Origin of the sequence: Streptomyces sp. NPDC050315 (genome assembly GCF_040655775.1) — a bacterium.
Classification (GTDB): domain Bacteria; phylum Actinomycetota; class Actinomycetes; order Streptomycetales; family Streptomycetaceae; genus Streptomyces.
Genome location: NZ_JBFAKN010000003.1, coordinates 542,538 through 557,005, shown reverse-complemented (window position 1 = coordinate 557,005; position 14,468 = coordinate 542,538). Strand labels below are relative to the sequence as shown.

Below are 14,468 nucleotides of genomic sequence, written 5' to 3'. Positions count from 1 at the left end.
CCGCTGCATGAGTCCGGTGTGATGATCCTGCGCGAGATCGCGAGTACGAGCGCGCCGACGGCTGGCCTGCACGGGGCGAGGCTTGGTGATCGCTGAGCGACCGTATGGAAGGTGTCGCTCAGTCGCCAGTGCTGCTGCCCCGCGCATTTGCCAGCAGGGACACGGGCGCGGGGTGATCAGGAGGTGGGGAGGATGGGCCAGGCTGTGCCGCCGGACGGGCAGGCCCAGCTGGCCACGCCGTCCACCTCTCGGGCCGCTGCCGGGTGGCCGTGGCCGGGGCAGGGCGGGTGGGGTGCGCCGCCGGTCTCTTCCAGTACTGCGTCCTGGAGTTGGTCGGCCAGCAGGGTCACAGCCTCGGCCTGCCCCATGGGCTCCTCGAAGTGGACGGCGACCGCGGAGCCGTCGGCGAAGGCGAGCGTGACCAGCAATCCGGCGACATCGTCGCCGAAGCCGCTGTCGTCCTTGCCACCGTCCAGGGCGATGGACAGCGAGGAGCCGAACGCCTCCTCCTCCGCGCCGCCGTCTGCTGAGCCCGAGGACGTCCGTGCGCCGGCATCGGCAGCGAACCCCGGGCCGGTGACGGTGAGGGTGTGCCCGGCCGGCGCCCCGAGTTGCGCAAGGATCGCCTCGGCCCAGCCTTGGACTAGGTCGTGTGTGAGAGGCATGGGCTGTTACTCCGATGTGAGGCAAGAGTATGGCTCTGGACCTGCTGTACCGGGGAATGAGTGAGACGAGCTTCCTGTCGTCAATAGCGCTTCTGTGACGCCATGACCTGGCTGCTGAATCTTTGCGGAGAAACCCACAGTTATAGTGAGATTCTCTATGGATGCGCTCTGGTCAGGCACTGCCCTCTCTACCACGACGGGAATTCTGTATCACTCTCCGTACCGCCGTCTTCGGCTTGAGCCCGCGCTCCACTCTGAGCAGATAGCTGACGGGCGAGTTCTCCAGCACTTCCTTCCGCTGCCGCTGTGTCCCGCGTACGACGGTGGCAGCCAGTGCGGTGGCGAGCGCCGCTGATGTCGGAAGCTCGAACTTGGTGCTGAAGGCGGTGGTGATGGTGTCAAGCCCAACGCCCTTCATGGCCTTGCGCAAATCCTCCAGCGGAACGGCGAAGTGCTCACGGGCGGCCGCCTCCAGGTGCACGTCCAAAGCCTGCCGGTCAACGACGCCGGTCAGCTTTTCACGCAGGTCTGCTGTGACGTCTTCGACTGCCCGGGTGAAGGCGAAAAACTCGGACTCGTAGTTCTGCCGCAGCTTGATGATCGTGTCGATGGGCATGGTGCCAAGCCGGGCCGGGAGTACGCAGTCGATGGCCATCAGCCCGAACCGGCTGACGATGTCTTCGAAGTCTTCCCGCAGCCGTGCACTGCCCAGAAGAGCCGAGGCCATGGAGTCACTGTCCCAGCGATGGGTGGCTGAGTGGGCGGGCCGCGACCTGGTCCGTCGTGGGTGTGTACGCCGTCCGCTCGGCCAGTTCAGAGGTGAGGGCGCACTTGTAAACCCACGCCAGGGTGGGGTCCATGGCCAGCCACTCGCGCCCCGACGCACGGACAACAAAGTTGCGCGTCGACACGGTGGCCAGTGGTTCCGTGTTCACCCTGCGAGCGCGCACGACCCGGTGATGCAGGTAGTCCTCGTACCCGATCCGGTAGCGACGTTGCAGTTCCTCGCCGCTGTCGGTGACCACTTTCAGCAGCTCCCGCGCGACCGACGCAGCAGCCTCGCCGGGGTCGACGTTCACCATAAAATCCAGTTTCTCCCGCAACGCGACAATGTCCTCGGGATCAGCGAGGCGAAAGTCGAGGGGAACGACACGGGCCATCCGCGGCCAGTAGAGCGGGGACATGGCCTCGGGGCCCGCGACAGAGTTACGAGCGACACCTGGCTGCGGTACGCCGAGCGCTGTCTCGCCCATGAAGCCGGCCCGAGCCCACGGCGGAACCAACCGGTGCTCGAGCCGGCCAGGCCCGTTCCGCGACAAGATCGGCCAGCGGTTCGGTCACACGACGGTGGGCACCTGGGGACGGGGCTCGGCCTGGGGCCGGGTGACGCCGTCGGCAACAGCATCGCCGTAGCGCTCGAGGATCTGCGCGTAACGGCGCTTGGTGCGCAGGTCCATGCCGTTGCATAGCCGGATGATGAGCGGGAACCGGGCCAGCGCGGGAAGGCCATTGGCGCTGGTGGTGTGGACGAGTTGGATGCCGTGGGCTGCGGTGACACGGACCTGCCGTCCGATGTCCTCTGGTGTGTCCTGGCTGCCGTACAGGCACTGGCCGGTCCCGTACTGCTGCTCCGGCGGGCACTGTCCACGGGCGCGCCGTAGTCAGTCGCGGGGCGGTGCCGTGCTTTTTCTGACGACGAGGCTGGTGGCCAGTTCGAGTCTGGTCGTGACCGGCGCCTCCGCCCGTATGCGCAACAGCATCTGGGTCGCCTCCTCGGCCATCCGCCGCAGCGGCTGGTGCACCGTGGTCAGCGCAGGGCTGGACCAGCGGGCGACTGGTACGTCGTCGTAGCCGACCACGGACAGGTCGTGCGGGACGCGCAGGCCACTGACGCGTGCGGCCTCCAGAGCGCCCAGGGCCTGTAGATCGCTGCCCGAGAAGATGGCGGTCGGTGGCCGGGGGAGCGAGAGCAGTTTCATGGTTCCCTCGTAGCCGCCTTCGACGTGGAAGTCGCCGTACAGGACGAGATCGGGGTCGATCTCCAGGCCCGCCATGCTCATCGCCGAGCGGTAGCCGTCCAGGCGTGCCAGCGAGCAGAGCATGTCCTCGGGGCCGGTGATGATGCCGATGCGGCGGTGCCCGGAGTCGATGAGATGGCGCGTGGCTGCGAGCCCGCCGCTCCAGTTGGCCGAGCCCACCGACGGGACGTCGGGGTCGGGATCGCCTGCGGGGTCGATGATGACGAAGGGGATGGCGCGTGAGCGCAGCTGCTGCTTGACCTCCGCAGGCAGGGCGGAGAAGACCAGGACCACGCCGAGCGGCCGGCGTTGCAGCACCCCTTCGATCCAGTCGGGACCGGGGGCCTGCCGGGTTCCGCTTTCGGTGAGGACGACGCTGGCCCGGTGGGCCTTGGCCACGTTCTCCACTCCGCGGATCAGCTCCATTGCCCAGATGCTGTCCAGCTCGTGGAAGACCAGCTCGATGAGTGGTGCCTCCTGAGCCGAGCGGGTCGTGCGCCGGTAGGCGTGCTCCTCCAGCAGGCGTTCCACTTTGAGCCTGGTCGGTGCGGCGACGTCCTGCCGCCCGTTGAGGACTTTCGAAACTGTCGAGAGGGAAACCCCGGCCTGCTTGGCCACTTGGGCCAGGGTGACACGGCTCGACTCCTCGTCATCGCGCATGGTGAGGAGCATAGAGCACCGACAACTGCGGGCGCAGCGTCACAAGTTGATAACTCGCCGACTGAGGGTTGACCCGCTGAAGCGAGGAGTCCTAGCGTCCCGACGCGTGAAGTTTCGAAAATTACATCGAAAAAGTTTCGAAAGGTGGAGGCGATGAAACGACGTGCACGGTTCCTGCGGAACGCTGCTGTCGGCGGTGCCGCGCTGAGCCTGACGCTCACCCTGTCGGCGTGCGGCGGGGGCGCCGCATCGGCGGGCAGGGACGACGGCAAGATCCACGTCCTGGTCTACGGCGACAGCGCGAACAAGGTGGAGAAGCGGATCATCGCCACCTTCAACAGGACATCGAAGGTGAAGGCCGTCCTGGACACCATCCCGGGCGCCGACTACCAGGCCAAGCTGCAGACCGTCATCAACAGCAAGCAGGCCCCCGACGTCTTCTTCAACTGGGGCGGCGGCAGCATCAGACCGTTCGTCGACGCCGGACTCCTCATGCCGCTGGACGACTTCATCGCCAAGAACCCGGACCTCAAGGACAAGTTCCTGCCCTCGGTGTTCCAGAGCGCGGAGGTGAACGGGAAGCCGTACGGCGTCCCCATGCGCGGCACCCAGCCCGTGCTGCTGTTCCACAACAAGAAGGTGCTCCGGGACGCCGGCGTCGAACCGCCCAGAACCTGGGACGACCTGCTGGCGGCGGTACGGACGCTCAAGGCGGAGGGCATCACGCCGATAGCCCTGGGCGGTGGCGACAAGTGGCCCACGCTCATGTGGTTCGAGTACCTCTACGACCGGGTGGCCGGGCCCGGGCTGTTCCAGAAGGCGCTGGGCGGGGACAAGGACGCCTGGGCGAGCGCCGACAGCAGGAAGGCCCTCGGCATGCTCAAGGACCTGGTGGACGCCGGAGCCTTCGGCACGAACTACGACTCGGTGAAATTCACCGACCAGGGCTCGCCCACCCTCCTGGCCACGGGGAAGGCCGGATTCGAGCTGATGGGCTCGTGGGAGTACTCCACCCAGCAGGACAGCCACCCGGACTTCGCCGCACACGACCTCGGTTACGGCACCTTCCCGTCGGTCGGCGGCGGCAAGGGCGATCCGGAAAACCTCGTCGGCAACACCAACAACTTCTACTCGGTGCTGAAGAAGACCAAGCACCCGGAGGCGGTCGCGGAGTTCCTGGAGCTCCAGTACTCGGACGAGTTCGTCAAGGCCCAGCTCGGCATCGGCAACCTGCCCACCACCACGACCACCGAAAAGTTCCTCGACACCGCCGCCGACCCGGACTTCGCCCGCTACCAGTACGACAAGGTCGAGAAGGCGCCCGCCTTCCAGCTCTCCTGGGACCAGGCGTACCCGCAGACGGCAACGGTCGGCATGCACCAGGCCGTTCAGCAGTTTCTCAACGGTGGGCTCGACGAGGACGGGTTCATCAAGGCCATGCAGGCCCTGCCCACGTCCTGACCGCGCCGACCACCCGACTTGGACCCCTCTCATGACCCCCACCGTCACCGGCGTCAGCCGGCCGGGCTTCGCCTGGGCGGCACCCGCCGCCGTCTTCTTCGGCTTCTTCGCGCTCCTCCCGCTCGTCCTGGTCGCCGTGCTCTCCTTCGCCCACTGGGACGGGCTGAGCGCCCCGCGGTTCACCGGGCTCGACAACTGGAACAAGCTGTTCGACGACCCCGTCATGCTCAAGAGCCTCGGGCTGAGCGTCCTGCTCACCGGCCTCGGCGTCGCCGTCCAAACGCCGCTGAGCATCCTGCTCGGCGTCTGGGCGGCGGGTCCACAGCGCAACCGGGCCGTCCTCTCCGCCATCTACTTCGTCCCGCTGTTGCTGTCGGCGGCGGCCGTGTCCGTGCTGTGGCGCGCCGTCCTGGACCCCAACTTCGGTGTACCCGCACACGCCGAGTGGCTGTTCGGCGACGGCAACCTCTTCGGCGCGCAGAGCAGCGCCATCGGCGTCCTCGTCTTCGTGAGCGCCTGGCAGTTCACACCGCTGCACACGCTCATCTACCAGGGAGCGGCCCGCGCGGTACCCCGAGTCCTCTACCAGGCGGCCCAGATCGACGGCGCGGGCAGGGTCCGGCAGTTCTTCCACATCACCCTGCCGCAGCTGCGCAACAGCATCATCACCTCCACGATCCTGATGGTGGTGGGCGGCCTGACGACCTTCGACACCGTGCTCATCCTCACGCAGGGCGGCCCCGGGACCGACACCACCATCAGCGCCTACTACATGTACCAAAAGGCGTTCAAGAACTTCGACTACGGGACGGCCTCGGCGATCGGCGTGCTGCTCGTCCTGGTCGCCACGGTCATCTCGCTGATCGTGGTGCGCCTCTCGGGCTACGACAGGATGCGCAGCACGATGGAGGGCCTGTGAGCAAGCGCCGCCCCAATCACCTCGCCGGCTTCGGCTCGCTGATCTGGCTCTTCCTGGTCGGACTGCCGCTGTACGCGATGCTCGTCGCCACGTTCCAGTCGCGCGCCGACTACGCGGACAACGGACCGCTCGCCCTGCCGAAGACCTTCACGCTCGACAACTACGTCAAGGACTTCCAGAGCGGATTCGGGCAGTACTTCCTCAACACCGCCCTCGTCACCGTGTGCGTCGTGGGCATCGTCGTGCTCCTCGTGCCACCGCTGTCGTACGCCATCGTGCGCAGCCGCAGCAGGCTGACGCACACGGTCTTCCGGCTGTTCCTGCTCGGCCTCGCCATCCCCTCCCAGGCCGTCATCGTGCCCATGTTCTACGTCATGAGCGAGGCCGGGCTCTACGACAACCTCATCGGCGTCATCCTGCCGACCGCCGCCTTTGCCATGCCGGTGTGCGCCCTGATCCTCAGCGGCGTGATGCGTGACATCACACCGGAGCTGTACGAGGCGATGACGATGGACGGCGCGTCCTCCCGGCGCGTCTTCTTCCAACTGGTCCTGCCGCTCTCCCGCAGCGGCCTCTCCACGATCATCGTCTTCTCCGCCCTGCAGGCATGGAACGGATTCCTCTTTCCCCTGGTGCTCACACAGTCCGCCGACACCAAGGTCATCACCATGGGCCTCTACGACTTCCAGACCGAGCACGGGGTCGACATCCCGGGTCTGCTCGCCGCGGTCGTCCTGTCCATGCTCCCCATTCTGCTCGTTTATCTGTTCGCTCGCCGCGCCCTGGTCCAGGGCCTGATGGGCGTCGGAGGAAAGTGACCGGCCACATGCCCGCACAGACCGAACGAACCGAAGCGACCCGGGTCCCGTTGTGGCAGGACGCGGCCCGCGATCCGGAGGAGCGAGCCGACGCCCTGCTCGCCGAGATGACACTGGAGGAGAAGACGGCCCAGCTCTTCGGGGTCTGGGTCGGCGCCTCCGCCGAGGGCACCGAAGTCGCCCCGCACCAGCACGACATGGAGGAGCCGGTCCCCCTCGACGACCTGCTGCCGCACGGCCTCGGGCAGCTGACCCGACCGTTCGGCACCACCCCCGTCGACCCCGCGCTCGGCGCGCTGTCACTGTTGCGCACCCAGCGCAGAATTGCCGCCGCGAACCGCTTCGGCATCCCGGCGCTGGCACACGAGGAGTGCCTCGCGGGCTTTGCCGCCTGGGGCGCGACCGCCTACCCCGTACCCCTCTCCTGGGGCGCCACCTTCAACCCCGGGCTCATCCACGAGATGGCCGCGGCGATCGGCCGTGACCTGCGCGCGGTCGGCGTCCACCAGGGCCTCGCCCCCGTCCTGGACGTCGTGCGCGACGCCCGCTGGGGGCGGGTCGAGGAAACCATCGGAGAGGATCCCTACCTCGTCGGCACCATCGGCACCGCCTACGTACGCGGCCTGGAGTCCGCCGGCGTCGTCGCCACCCTCAAGCACTTCGCCGGATACTCCGCCTCCCGCGCGGGACGCAACCTGGCGCCCGTCGGCATGGGTTCCAGAGAACGCGCCGATGTCATCCTGCCGCCGTTCGAGATGGCCGTACGGGAGAGCGGTGTCCGCTCGGTGATGCACGCCTACACCGACACCGACGGCATTCCCTCCGCGGCCGATGAACGGCTGCTCACCGGCCTGCTCCGGGACACGTGGGGTTTCGAGGGAACGGTCGTCGCCGACTACTTCGGCATCGCCTTCCTCCAGACCCTGCACGGGGTCGCCGGCAGCCTCGGCGAAGCCGCCGCCGCGGCACTCACCGCGGGCGTCGACGTCGAACTGCCCACCGTGAAGGCGTTCGGCGCGCCACTGCGCGCGGCGCTCGCCGACGGCCTGGTCCCCGAGGCCGCCGTGGACCGCGCCGTACGCCGGGTCCTGAGACAGAAGGCCCAGCTGGGACTCCTCGACGCCGACTGGGAGCCGACACCGCCGGCGCTCGCCGGAACCGACCCGGAAGCGGCGGACCCGCGCGGCACGGTCGACCTCGACACGGCGGACAACCGCGCCCTGGCCCGCCGCATCGCGGAGCAGGCCGTCGTCCTGCTCCACAACGACGGCACGCTGCCCCTGGCGGATGACCGCACCCCGGCGCGCATCGCACTCATCGGTCCCAACGCCGCCGCACCGACCGCGGTACTCGGCTGCTACGCCTTCCCCGTCCACGTGGGCAGCCAGCACCCGCACATGCCCGTGGGCATCGATCTCCCCACCCTGCACGAGGCGCTGGCCGCCGAATTCCCGGACAGTGAGGTCGTCACCGCCGCCGGGTGCGACATCGACGGCGCCGGAACCGACGGCTTCGCCGCGGCCGCCGAGCTGGCCCGCGGCGCCGACTTGGTAGTCGCCGCACTCGGCGACCGGGCCGGGCTCTTCGGCCGCGGCAGCAGCGGCGAGGGCTGCGACGCCGGCTCCCTGGCCCTGCCCGGAGTACAGCAGCAGCTGCTCGACACGCTGCTGGACACCGGCACCCCGCTCGTCGTCACCCTGCTCGCCGGCCGGCCCTACGCCCTGGGCCGTGCGGCAACCGAGGCCGCCGCCGTCGTCCAGACGTTCTTCCCCGGTGAGGAGGGAACGACGGCCCTCGCCTCCGTCCTCAGCGGACGCGTTGCCCCGGCGGGCCGGCTCCCCGTCAGCGTGCCCCGGCTCCCGGACGCGCAGCCCGCCACCTACCTCGCACCCCGCCTCGGCCATTCCACCGAGGTCTCCAGCATCGACCCCACCCCCGCCTTCGGCTTCGGCCACGGACTGACGTACACCACCTTCGACTGGTCCGGACTCGTCATCACGAACGAAGAGGCCGGTACCGACGGCGAGTTCGAGGTGGCCTGCACCGTGCGCAACACCGGGAAGCGGCCGGGCACCGAGGTCGTCCAGCTGTACCTGCACGACCCCGTCGCCTCCGTCGTCCAGCCCGTCCAGCGCCTCATCGGGTACGTACGCCTCGACCTCGCGCCGGGCGAGGCGGCGGAGATACGCGCGACCGTCCCCGCCGACCTGGCGTCCTTCACCGGCCGCGACGGACACCGCATCGTCGAACCGGGCGACCTGGAACTGCGGTTCGGCGCCTCCAGTACGGACGCCCGCCTGACGGCCCGGGTCCGGCTCACCGGCCCGGTGCGAACGGTGGACCACCGGCGGCGGCTGCACCCGGACTTGAGCATGACGCAACGTCAGGCACGGTGAGGATTCACCCAACGCAACGTCAGGTGCCCGGCTGCCGGACCGACCGGCGGCCGGGCACCTGACGTTGCCACCGAGGAGACGACCGTGTGCACCACGACTTTCCCGAGCCGGTACTCCGGCCTACGCAGCGGCCGGCGCGGTGCGCATCACGAGGCGGTGCACGCGCCGACGGTGGGCGGTGCGGTGTTGCCGTTGGTCATGACGGTGAACCCGAAGCTGGTCGACGCACCGGCCGCGAGACTGCCGTTGCCCTTCGGCGCCATCGTCATGACGTTCCCGGTGCTGTCCCAGCTCGGCGTGCCGTTCCAGGTGGCGGAGACCTTCTGTCCGGAGGCGACCGTCACCGGTACGCTCCAGCCGCTGATCCCGGACGGACCGGCCGTCACGGTCACCTTGCCGTTGTAGCGGTCACCCCACTCCTCCTGCTTCGCGTAGGAGACGGTGCAGGTACGCGTGCCACCGCCGCCGCTCGTGCCGCCGAGCGCGGACAGCACGGCGTAGTACGCCGGCTTCTTGCCGTAGTTGTCGTCGAAGAGCAGCGGTGTGCCACTGCTGCGCCAGGAGTACTTGTCCGTGATGCCCCACGTGGTGATGCCGGTGCAGCGGGACACCGCCAGGCACGCCTTCACCGCATTGCCGTAGTTGGTGGCCTGCGCGGAGCCGGAGCCCTCGATGTCCAGCTCGGTGATCTGCACGTCGACCCCGAGGTCGGCGAAGCGCTGCAGGTTCTGCCGGTAGTCCGCCGGCACGGGGGAACTGCTGTTGAAGTGGCTCTGGAACCCGACGCAGTCGAGGGGGACGCCGCGCTGCTTGAAGTCCTTGACCATGGCGTAGACGGCATTGGACTTCGCGTTCACGCCGTCGGTGTTGTAGTCGTTGTAGCAGAGCTTGGCGTTGGGGTCGGCGGCCCGGGCGGTGCGGAACGCCTCCTCGATGTAGCCGTTGCCCAGCTTGTCCTGGAAGGGGGAGCTGCGCCGCGCCCCGCTGCTGCCGTCCTGGAACGCCTCGTTGACGACGTCCCAGGAGTGGATCGTGCCCTGGTAGTGCTGCATGACCTTGGTGATGTGGTTGTTCATGGCGGTGCGCAGGTCGGCGGCGGACAGGCCGCCCACCCAGCCGGGCAGCTGGGAGTGCCAGACCAGGGTGTGGCCGCGGACCTTCATGCCCTTGTCCCGGGCGTGCGCGACGATCCTGTCGGCGGCGTCGAAGGTGAAGGAGCCGCGGGAGCTCTCGACGGCGTCCCACTTCATCTCGTTCTCCGGTGTCACGGAGGTGAACTCGGCGTCCAGCGTGCTGACGTACGGTGATTCCCCGAGGTGGTTCGCGGCCACCGCCGTGCCGAAGTAGCGGCCCTGGGCGGCAGCCGCCGTTCCGAGGGTGCTCGCGGCCTGCGCCGAGCCGGAGAGTGCGACGACGCCCGTTGCGGCGAGCATCCCCGTCGTACTGAGCGTCAGGACTCGGCGGGCGATGCCGGAGGCTCTGCTGTTCATGACTGACCTCTTTCTGTGGTGAGGGGTCGAGAACTTTCGGTGGTGAACGGGGACCCACTTCCTGCCGGATGGCATGCACCTGCCAATCCAGAAACCGAAAGTGAGCATGGTGGGGCATGCCCAGTGGCGGCCGGTGCGGAGCGTCAAGCAGGGGGCCAGGAGCCTGCACAGAATCCTGGGGCACAATATGCCGTCGAAACAATCCCGATGAACAGTCGAAAGTTTTTCGAACCCGGGTCCTTCGGGGTACGGAGGCCGCCCGCCCTAGCCGGCCGCGTGTCGGCCCGCCGCCGGCCCCGGACTGCGGGAAGATGCCTCCTCCACGCGCATCCGGACGCACGCGGCGGTCGGGAAGAGCGGCGGTCCCGCGGGCGCGCTGAGGGGCCGGCGGCCATGGCGAGGGGGCAACAGCGGTGCGGGACGCGGACGTCGTGATCGTGGGCGCGGGCGCGGCCGGTCTGTCGCTCGCCCACTGGCTGTCCGCGGGCCCGGCGCACCGCCGCCCCACCGTGCTCCTCGTCGAGGCCCCGCACGGTCCGCTCCGGCCGCCGGAGCGCACCTGGTGCTTCTGGCAGGCCCCCGGCGGCCCGTACGACACGGCCCTGACCGCCTCCTGGGAGCAGTTGCGCGTTCGGTCCCCGGACGGCACCGAGACGGTCGGACGGCCCGTGCCGCTGCGCTACAACATGCTCCGCTCCGGCGACTTCGAGCGGCTGGTCGGCGACCGGCTGGCCGGTACGGAGGGCTTCCGGACGATCCGGGCCGAGGTGACGACCGTACGGGACGCACCCGGTGGCGCCGAGGTGCACGGTCACGACGCCGCAGGCCACCCGGTCGGCCTACGGGCCCGGTGGGTGTTCGACTCCCGGCCGCCGCGCCGGCTGCCCCCGTCCCGCACCTGCCTGCTGCAGCACTTCCGCGGCTGGTTCGTCCGCACCGAGCGCCCGGCGTTCGTCCCGGGAACCGCCGACCTGATGGACTTCCGCACCCCGCAGCCCCCACACGGCCTGTCCTTCGGGTACGTCCTGCCGCTGAGCGCGCACGAAGCGCTCGTGGAGTACACGGAGTTCACCCGAGAGGTGCTCGACGACGCCGGGTACGAGCGGGCGCTGCGCCACTACACCGCGGACGTGCTGGGCCTCGGCGCGCTGGACGTCACCGCCACCGAGCAGGGCGTGATCCCGATGACCGACGCGCGCTTCCCGCGCCGCGCCGGCCGCTCGGTGTTCCGCATCGGCATGGCCGGCGGCGCCACCCGGCCCGCCACCGGCTACACCTTCTCCGCGGTGCAGCGCCAGACCCGGGCCGTGGCCGCCCGCCTGCTGGCGGGGCGGGTACCGCTGCCGCCGCGCCCGCACCGTACCCGGTCCCGGGCGATGGACGCGGTGCTGCTGCGCGCCCTGGACAGCGGGCGGGTCGACGGCGCGGACTTCTTCACCGGCCTGTTCCGCGAGGTGCCCATGGAACGGCTGCTGCGCTTCCTCGACGGCCGCTCCCGCCTGGGCGAGGACCTCCGCATCGGCCTGCACACCCCCGTCGGCCCGATGCTCCGCACCGTCGCCGAACTCCCGCGCCTGCCACGCCGCGACCCGCAGCCGGGCCCGCCCACGGCCGGCCGCCCGGCACCGCCGTGAACCGACCCACCTCCCGCCGTACGACGCACACCGCACCCCAGCCACCCGACCGGAAGAGTCCGCTCCATGCCCCTGCTGCGCGATGACGCCCTGTCCGCCGCGTTCGACCATGCCGCCGCCACCTACGACCGGCTGGTCGCGGCCAACCCCGGCTACCACGCGCATCTGCGGCGCTCGGCGCGGCGGCTCGGGCTGCCCGCCGCGGAACGCCGGCTGCGCCTGCTGGACCTGGGCTGCGGCACCGGCGCTTCGACGGCCGCGCTCCTCGCGGCGGCCCCGCACGCCGAGATCGTGGCGGTGGACGCCTCCGCCGGGATGCTCGACCGGGCCCGCGCCAAGGCATGGCCGCACAACGTCTCGTTCGTGCACGCGCCGGCGGAACGGCTCGGAGCGGCCGGTGTCACCGGGCCGTTCGACGCCGTCTTCGCCGCGTACCTGTTCCGCAACGTGGCCGACCCCGACGCGCTCCTCACCGCCGTCCGCGGCCTGCTCGCACCGGGCGGGCGGATCGCGGTGCACGAATACGCCCTCGGCGGCCGGGCCGTGGACCGCGCGGTGTGGACCGCGGTCTGCCGTGGCGTGGTCCTGCCCGTGGGGCGCCTCGCGGGCGACGGGGAGCTGTACCGTCATCTGTGGCGCAGCGTCGTGGAGTTCGACACCGCCCCCGACTTCGGCCGCCGGATGGCGCGGGCCGGGTTCGAGCGGGTGCGGGTCCTGCCGCTGCCCGGCTGGCAGACCGGCATCACGCACACCGTGGTCGCGACGGCCCCGGGAACGACGGAGGCGGCCGCATGAGGACGGACGGTACGGCCCCGCGGCGCGGGCGGGACCGGCGGGCGCGGGTGGTCCCGGCACCGCGCGGCCGGCAGCGGGTCACGGAGGCGGCGCCGCACGTGGCGGTGGCGGGTGGCGGCATCGCCGGACTCGCGGCCACCACGGCGCTGGTGGAGCGCGGCGTGCGGGTCACGCTGTACGAGCGCGAGCCGGTGCTCGGCGGGCGGTTGGCCGGGTGGCGCACCCGGCTCGCCGACGGCTCGGCGGTGACCATGAGCCGCGGCTTCCACGCCTTCTTCCGGCAGTACTACAACCTGCGCGGGCTGCTGCGCCGCGCGGACCCGCTCCTCGGGATGCTCACCGGGCTGCCGGACTACCCGCTGCAGCACAGCAGCGGCACCCGCGACAGCTTCGCCCAGGTGCCGCGCACGCCCCCGTGGAGCGCCCTGGGCTTCGTCGCCCTCAGTCCCACCTTCGGCTGGCGGGACCTGCTGCGGATGAACGCCGGCGCCGCGCTGCCGCTGCTGGACGTGCGCGTACCGCAGGTGTACGAGCGCCTGGACCGCATCAGCGCCTACGACTTCCTCTCCCGGATCCGCTTCCCCGAGGCGGCCCACCACCTGGCGTTCGAGGTGTTCTCGCGGAGCTTCTTCGCCGACCCGCGCGAACTGTCCGCCGCCGAGCTGGCCCTGATGTTCCACATCTACTTCCTCGGCTCCAGCGAGGGCCTCCTCTTCGACGTCCCCGACGAGCCGTACCCGCAGGCGCTGTGGGACCCGCTGGCCCGGTACGTGCGGGAGCGCGGCGCCGAGATCCGCACCGGTACGCCGGTGGAGAGCGCCGTCCCCGCGCCCGGCGGCGGGCTGCGCGTCACCGCCGGCGGCTCCGAGCGGCACCACGACGCGCTGGTGCTGGCGCTGGACGGGGGCGGACTGCGGCAGGTCGTGGCGGCGTCACCCGGCCTCGGTGACGAGCGATGGCGGGGCCGCATCGCCCGATTGCGCAGTGCGCCGCCGTTTCTGGTGTCCCGACTGTGGCTGGACCGGCCGGTGGCCGCCGACCGGCCCGGCTTCCTCGGCACCAGCGGGTACGGCCCGCTGGACAACGTCAGCGTGCTGGAGCGCTGGGAGGGCGAGGCGGCGCGCTGGGCCGGGCGCACCGGCGGTTCGGTGGTCGAGCTGCACGCGTACGCCGTCGACCCCGGCGTGGACCGCATGGCCGAACAGGACCGGCTGCTGGCCCAGTTGCCCCGCGTCTACCCGGAGACACGGGACGCGAAGACCGTCGACGAACGCCACGAGTGGCGCGCGGACTGCCCCCTCTTCCCGGTGGGCGGCTTCGCCGACCGCCCGACCGTCCACACCCCCGATCCGGCCGTCGTCGTGGCGGGCGACCTCGTCCGTACGGACCACCCCGTGGCCCTCATGGAGCGCGCCGCGACGACAGGCTTCCTCGCCGCCAATGCCCTGCTGGCCCGCTGGGGCGTGGCGGGCCAGACTCTGTGGACCGTCCCGGAACAGGGCCGCTCGGCCCCCCTTCGTGCGCTGTCGCGCCTGGCGGACCGGTAGACGCGACAGCGACGGGACTGCGACAGCGACGGGACCGCGACCGGCACGAAACCGTTCGCGCGGGC

At 70.5% G+C, this 14,468-nt stretch carries 13 protein-coding genes; 8 read left to right on the top strand and 5 right to left on the bottom strand.

Annotated features, from left to right (window positions below):
• Window positions 1-176: 176 nt before the first annotated feature.
• The 3 genes from AB0I82_RS13765 to AB0I82_RS13755 all read right to left on the bottom strand — a co-directional run bounded on the left by AB0I82_RS13765 (window position 177) and on the right by AB0I82_RS13755 (window position 1,825).
• Window positions 177-665 (bottom strand): hypothetical protein, encoded by a 489-nt coding sequence (locus AB0I82_RS13765; protein WP_363257413.1) that lies wholly within the window; start codon window positions 663-665, stop codon window positions 177-179.
• 172 nt (window positions 666-837) lie between these two features.
• Complete coding sequence (locus tag AB0I82_RS13760) at window positions 838-1,392, bottom strand: DUF6236 family protein (protein ID WP_363257412.1); 555 nt, start codon at window positions 1,390-1,392, stop codon at window positions 838-840.
• A gap of 4 nt (window positions 1,393-1,396) precedes the next feature.
• A complete protein-coding gene (locus AB0I82_RS13755) occupies window positions 1,397-1,825 on the bottom strand; it encodes a DUF6236 family protein (RefSeq protein ID WP_363257411.1) in 429 nt (142 codons plus the stop codon).
• Window positions 1,826-2,188: 363 nt separating this feature from the next.
• On the opposite strand from AB0I82_RS13755, the gene AB0I82_RS13750 reads away from it, so the two are divergent.
• Window positions 2,189-2,326 (top strand): hypothetical protein, encoded by a 138-nt coding sequence (locus AB0I82_RS13750; RefSeq protein WP_363257410.1) that lies wholly within the window; start codon window positions 2,189-2,191, stop codon window positions 2,324-2,326.
• Here the strand turns inward: AB0I82_RS13750 and AB0I82_RS13745 are convergent, their stop codons facing one another.
• Window positions 2,327-3,355 carry a LacI family DNA-binding transcriptional regulator gene (locus AB0I82_RS13745; RefSeq protein ID WP_363257409.1) on the bottom strand — a complete coding sequence of 343 codons (1,029 nt, stop codon included), beginning with the start codon at window positions 3,353-3,355 and terminating at the stop codon, window positions 2,327-2,329. It lies immediately after the preceding gene.
• Between the two features lie 141 nt (window positions 3,356-3,496).
• On the opposite strand from AB0I82_RS13745, the gene AB0I82_RS13740 reads away from it, so the two are divergent.
• From AB0I82_RS13740 to AB0I82_RS13725, 4 genes are all read left to right on the top strand, one after another.
• On the top strand, window positions 3,497-4,804 hold the full coding sequence (locus AB0I82_RS13740) for an extracellular solute-binding protein (protein WP_363257408.1): 1,308 nt from the start codon (window positions 3,497-3,499) through the stop codon (window positions 4,802-4,804).
• 31 nt (window positions 4,805-4,835) lie between these two features.
• A complete protein-coding gene (locus tag AB0I82_RS13735) occupies window positions 4,836-5,723 on the top strand; it encodes a sugar ABC transporter permease (RefSeq protein ID WP_363257407.1) in 888 nt (295 codons plus the stop codon).
• Entirely contained in the window at window positions 5,720-6,541 is an 822-nt protein-coding gene (locus tag AB0I82_RS13730) for a carbohydrate ABC transporter permease (protein ID WP_363257406.1), read from the top strand. The genes AB0I82_RS13735 and AB0I82_RS13730 overlap by 4 nt, the downstream gene beginning before the upstream one ends.
• A gap of 107 nt (window positions 6,542-6,648) precedes the next feature.
• The gene (locus tag AB0I82_RS13725; RefSeq protein ID WP_363257734.1) at window positions 6,649-8,937 is read left to right on the top strand and encodes a glycoside hydrolase family 3 N-terminal domain-containing protein; all 2,289 of its coding nucleotides are present in this window, start codon (window positions 6,649-6,651) and stop codon (window positions 8,935-8,937) included.
• A 146-nt stretch (window positions 8,938-9,083) separates the two neighbouring features.
• Here AB0I82_RS13725 and AB0I82_RS13720 read toward each other — a convergent pair whose 3' ends face one another.
• A complete protein-coding gene (locus tag AB0I82_RS13720) occupies window positions 9,084-10,427 on the bottom strand; it encodes an endo-1,4-beta-xylanase (protein ID WP_363257405.1) in 1,344 nt (447 codons plus the stop codon).
• A 413-nt stretch (window positions 10,428-10,840) separates the two neighbouring features.
• On the opposite strand from AB0I82_RS13720, the gene AB0I82_RS13715 reads away from it, so the two are divergent.
• The 3 genes from AB0I82_RS13715 (at window position 10,841) to AB0I82_RS13705 (ending at window position 14,403) form a co-directional block, all read left to right on the top strand.
• Window positions 10,841-12,061 (top strand): lycopene cyclase family protein, encoded by a 1,221-nt coding sequence (locus AB0I82_RS13715; RefSeq protein WP_363257404.1) that lies wholly within the window; start codon window positions 10,841-10,843, stop codon window positions 12,059-12,061.
• A 66-nt stretch (window positions 12,062-12,127) separates the two neighbouring features.
• Window positions 12,128-12,856 (top strand): methyltransferase domain-containing protein, encoded by a 729-nt coding sequence (locus AB0I82_RS13710; protein WP_363257403.1) that lies wholly within the window; start codon window positions 12,128-12,130, stop codon window positions 12,854-12,856.
• Window positions 12,853-14,403 carry an NAD(P)/FAD-dependent oxidoreductase gene (locus AB0I82_RS13705; protein WP_363257401.1) on the top strand — a complete coding sequence of 517 codons (1,551 nt, stop codon included), beginning with the start codon at window positions 12,853-12,855 and terminating at the stop codon, window positions 14,401-14,403. Before AB0I82_RS13710 ends, AB0I82_RS13705 begins: the two co-directional genes overlap by 4 nt.
• Window positions 14,404-14,468: the final 65 nt, after the last annotated feature.

What these genes read in the sequence shown, in the direction of transcription:
- AB0I82_RS13765 (WP_363257413.1), bottom strand. Translation starts at nt 665, where the DNA reads ATGCCTCTCACACACGACCTAGTCCAAGGCTGGGCCGAGGCGATCCTT.
- AB0I82_RS13760 (WP_363257412.1), bottom strand. Translation starts at nt 1,392, where the DNA reads ATGGCCTCGGCTCTTCTGGGCAGTGCACGGCTGCGGGAAGACTTCGAA.
- AB0I82_RS13755 (WP_363257411.1), bottom strand. Translation starts at nt 1,825, where the DNA reads ATGGCCCGTGTCGTTCCCCTCGACTTTCGCCTCGCTGATCCCGAGGAC.
- AB0I82_RS13745 (WP_363257409.1), bottom strand. Translation starts at nt 3,355, where the DNA reads ATGCTCCTCACCATGCGCGATGACGAGGAGTCGAGCCGTGTCACCCTG.
- AB0I82_RS13740 (WP_363257408.1), top strand. Translation starts at nt 3,497, where the DNA reads ATGAAACGACGTGCACGGTTCCTGCGGAACGCTGCTGTCGGCGGTGCC.
- AB0I82_RS13735 (WP_363257407.1), top strand. Translation starts at nt 4,836, where the DNA reads ATGACCCCCACCGTCACCGGCGTCAGCCGGCCGGGCTTCGCCTGGGCG.
- AB0I82_RS13725 (WP_363257734.1), top strand. Translation starts at nt 6,649, where the DNA reads ATGACACTGGAGGAGAAGACGGCCCAGCTCTTCGGGGTCTGGGTCGGC.
- AB0I82_RS13720 (WP_363257405.1), bottom strand. Translation starts at nt 10,427, where the DNA reads ATGAACAGCAGAGCCTCCGGCATCGCCCGCCGAGTCCTGACGCTCAGT.
- AB0I82_RS13710 (WP_363257403.1), top strand. Translation starts at nt 12,128, where the DNA reads ATGCCCCTGCTGCGCGATGACGCCCTGTCCGCCGCGTTCGACCATGCC.
- AB0I82_RS13705 (WP_363257401.1), top strand. Translation starts at nt 12,853, where the DNA reads ATGAGGACGGACGGTACGGCCCCGCGGCGCGGGCGGGACCGGCGGGCG.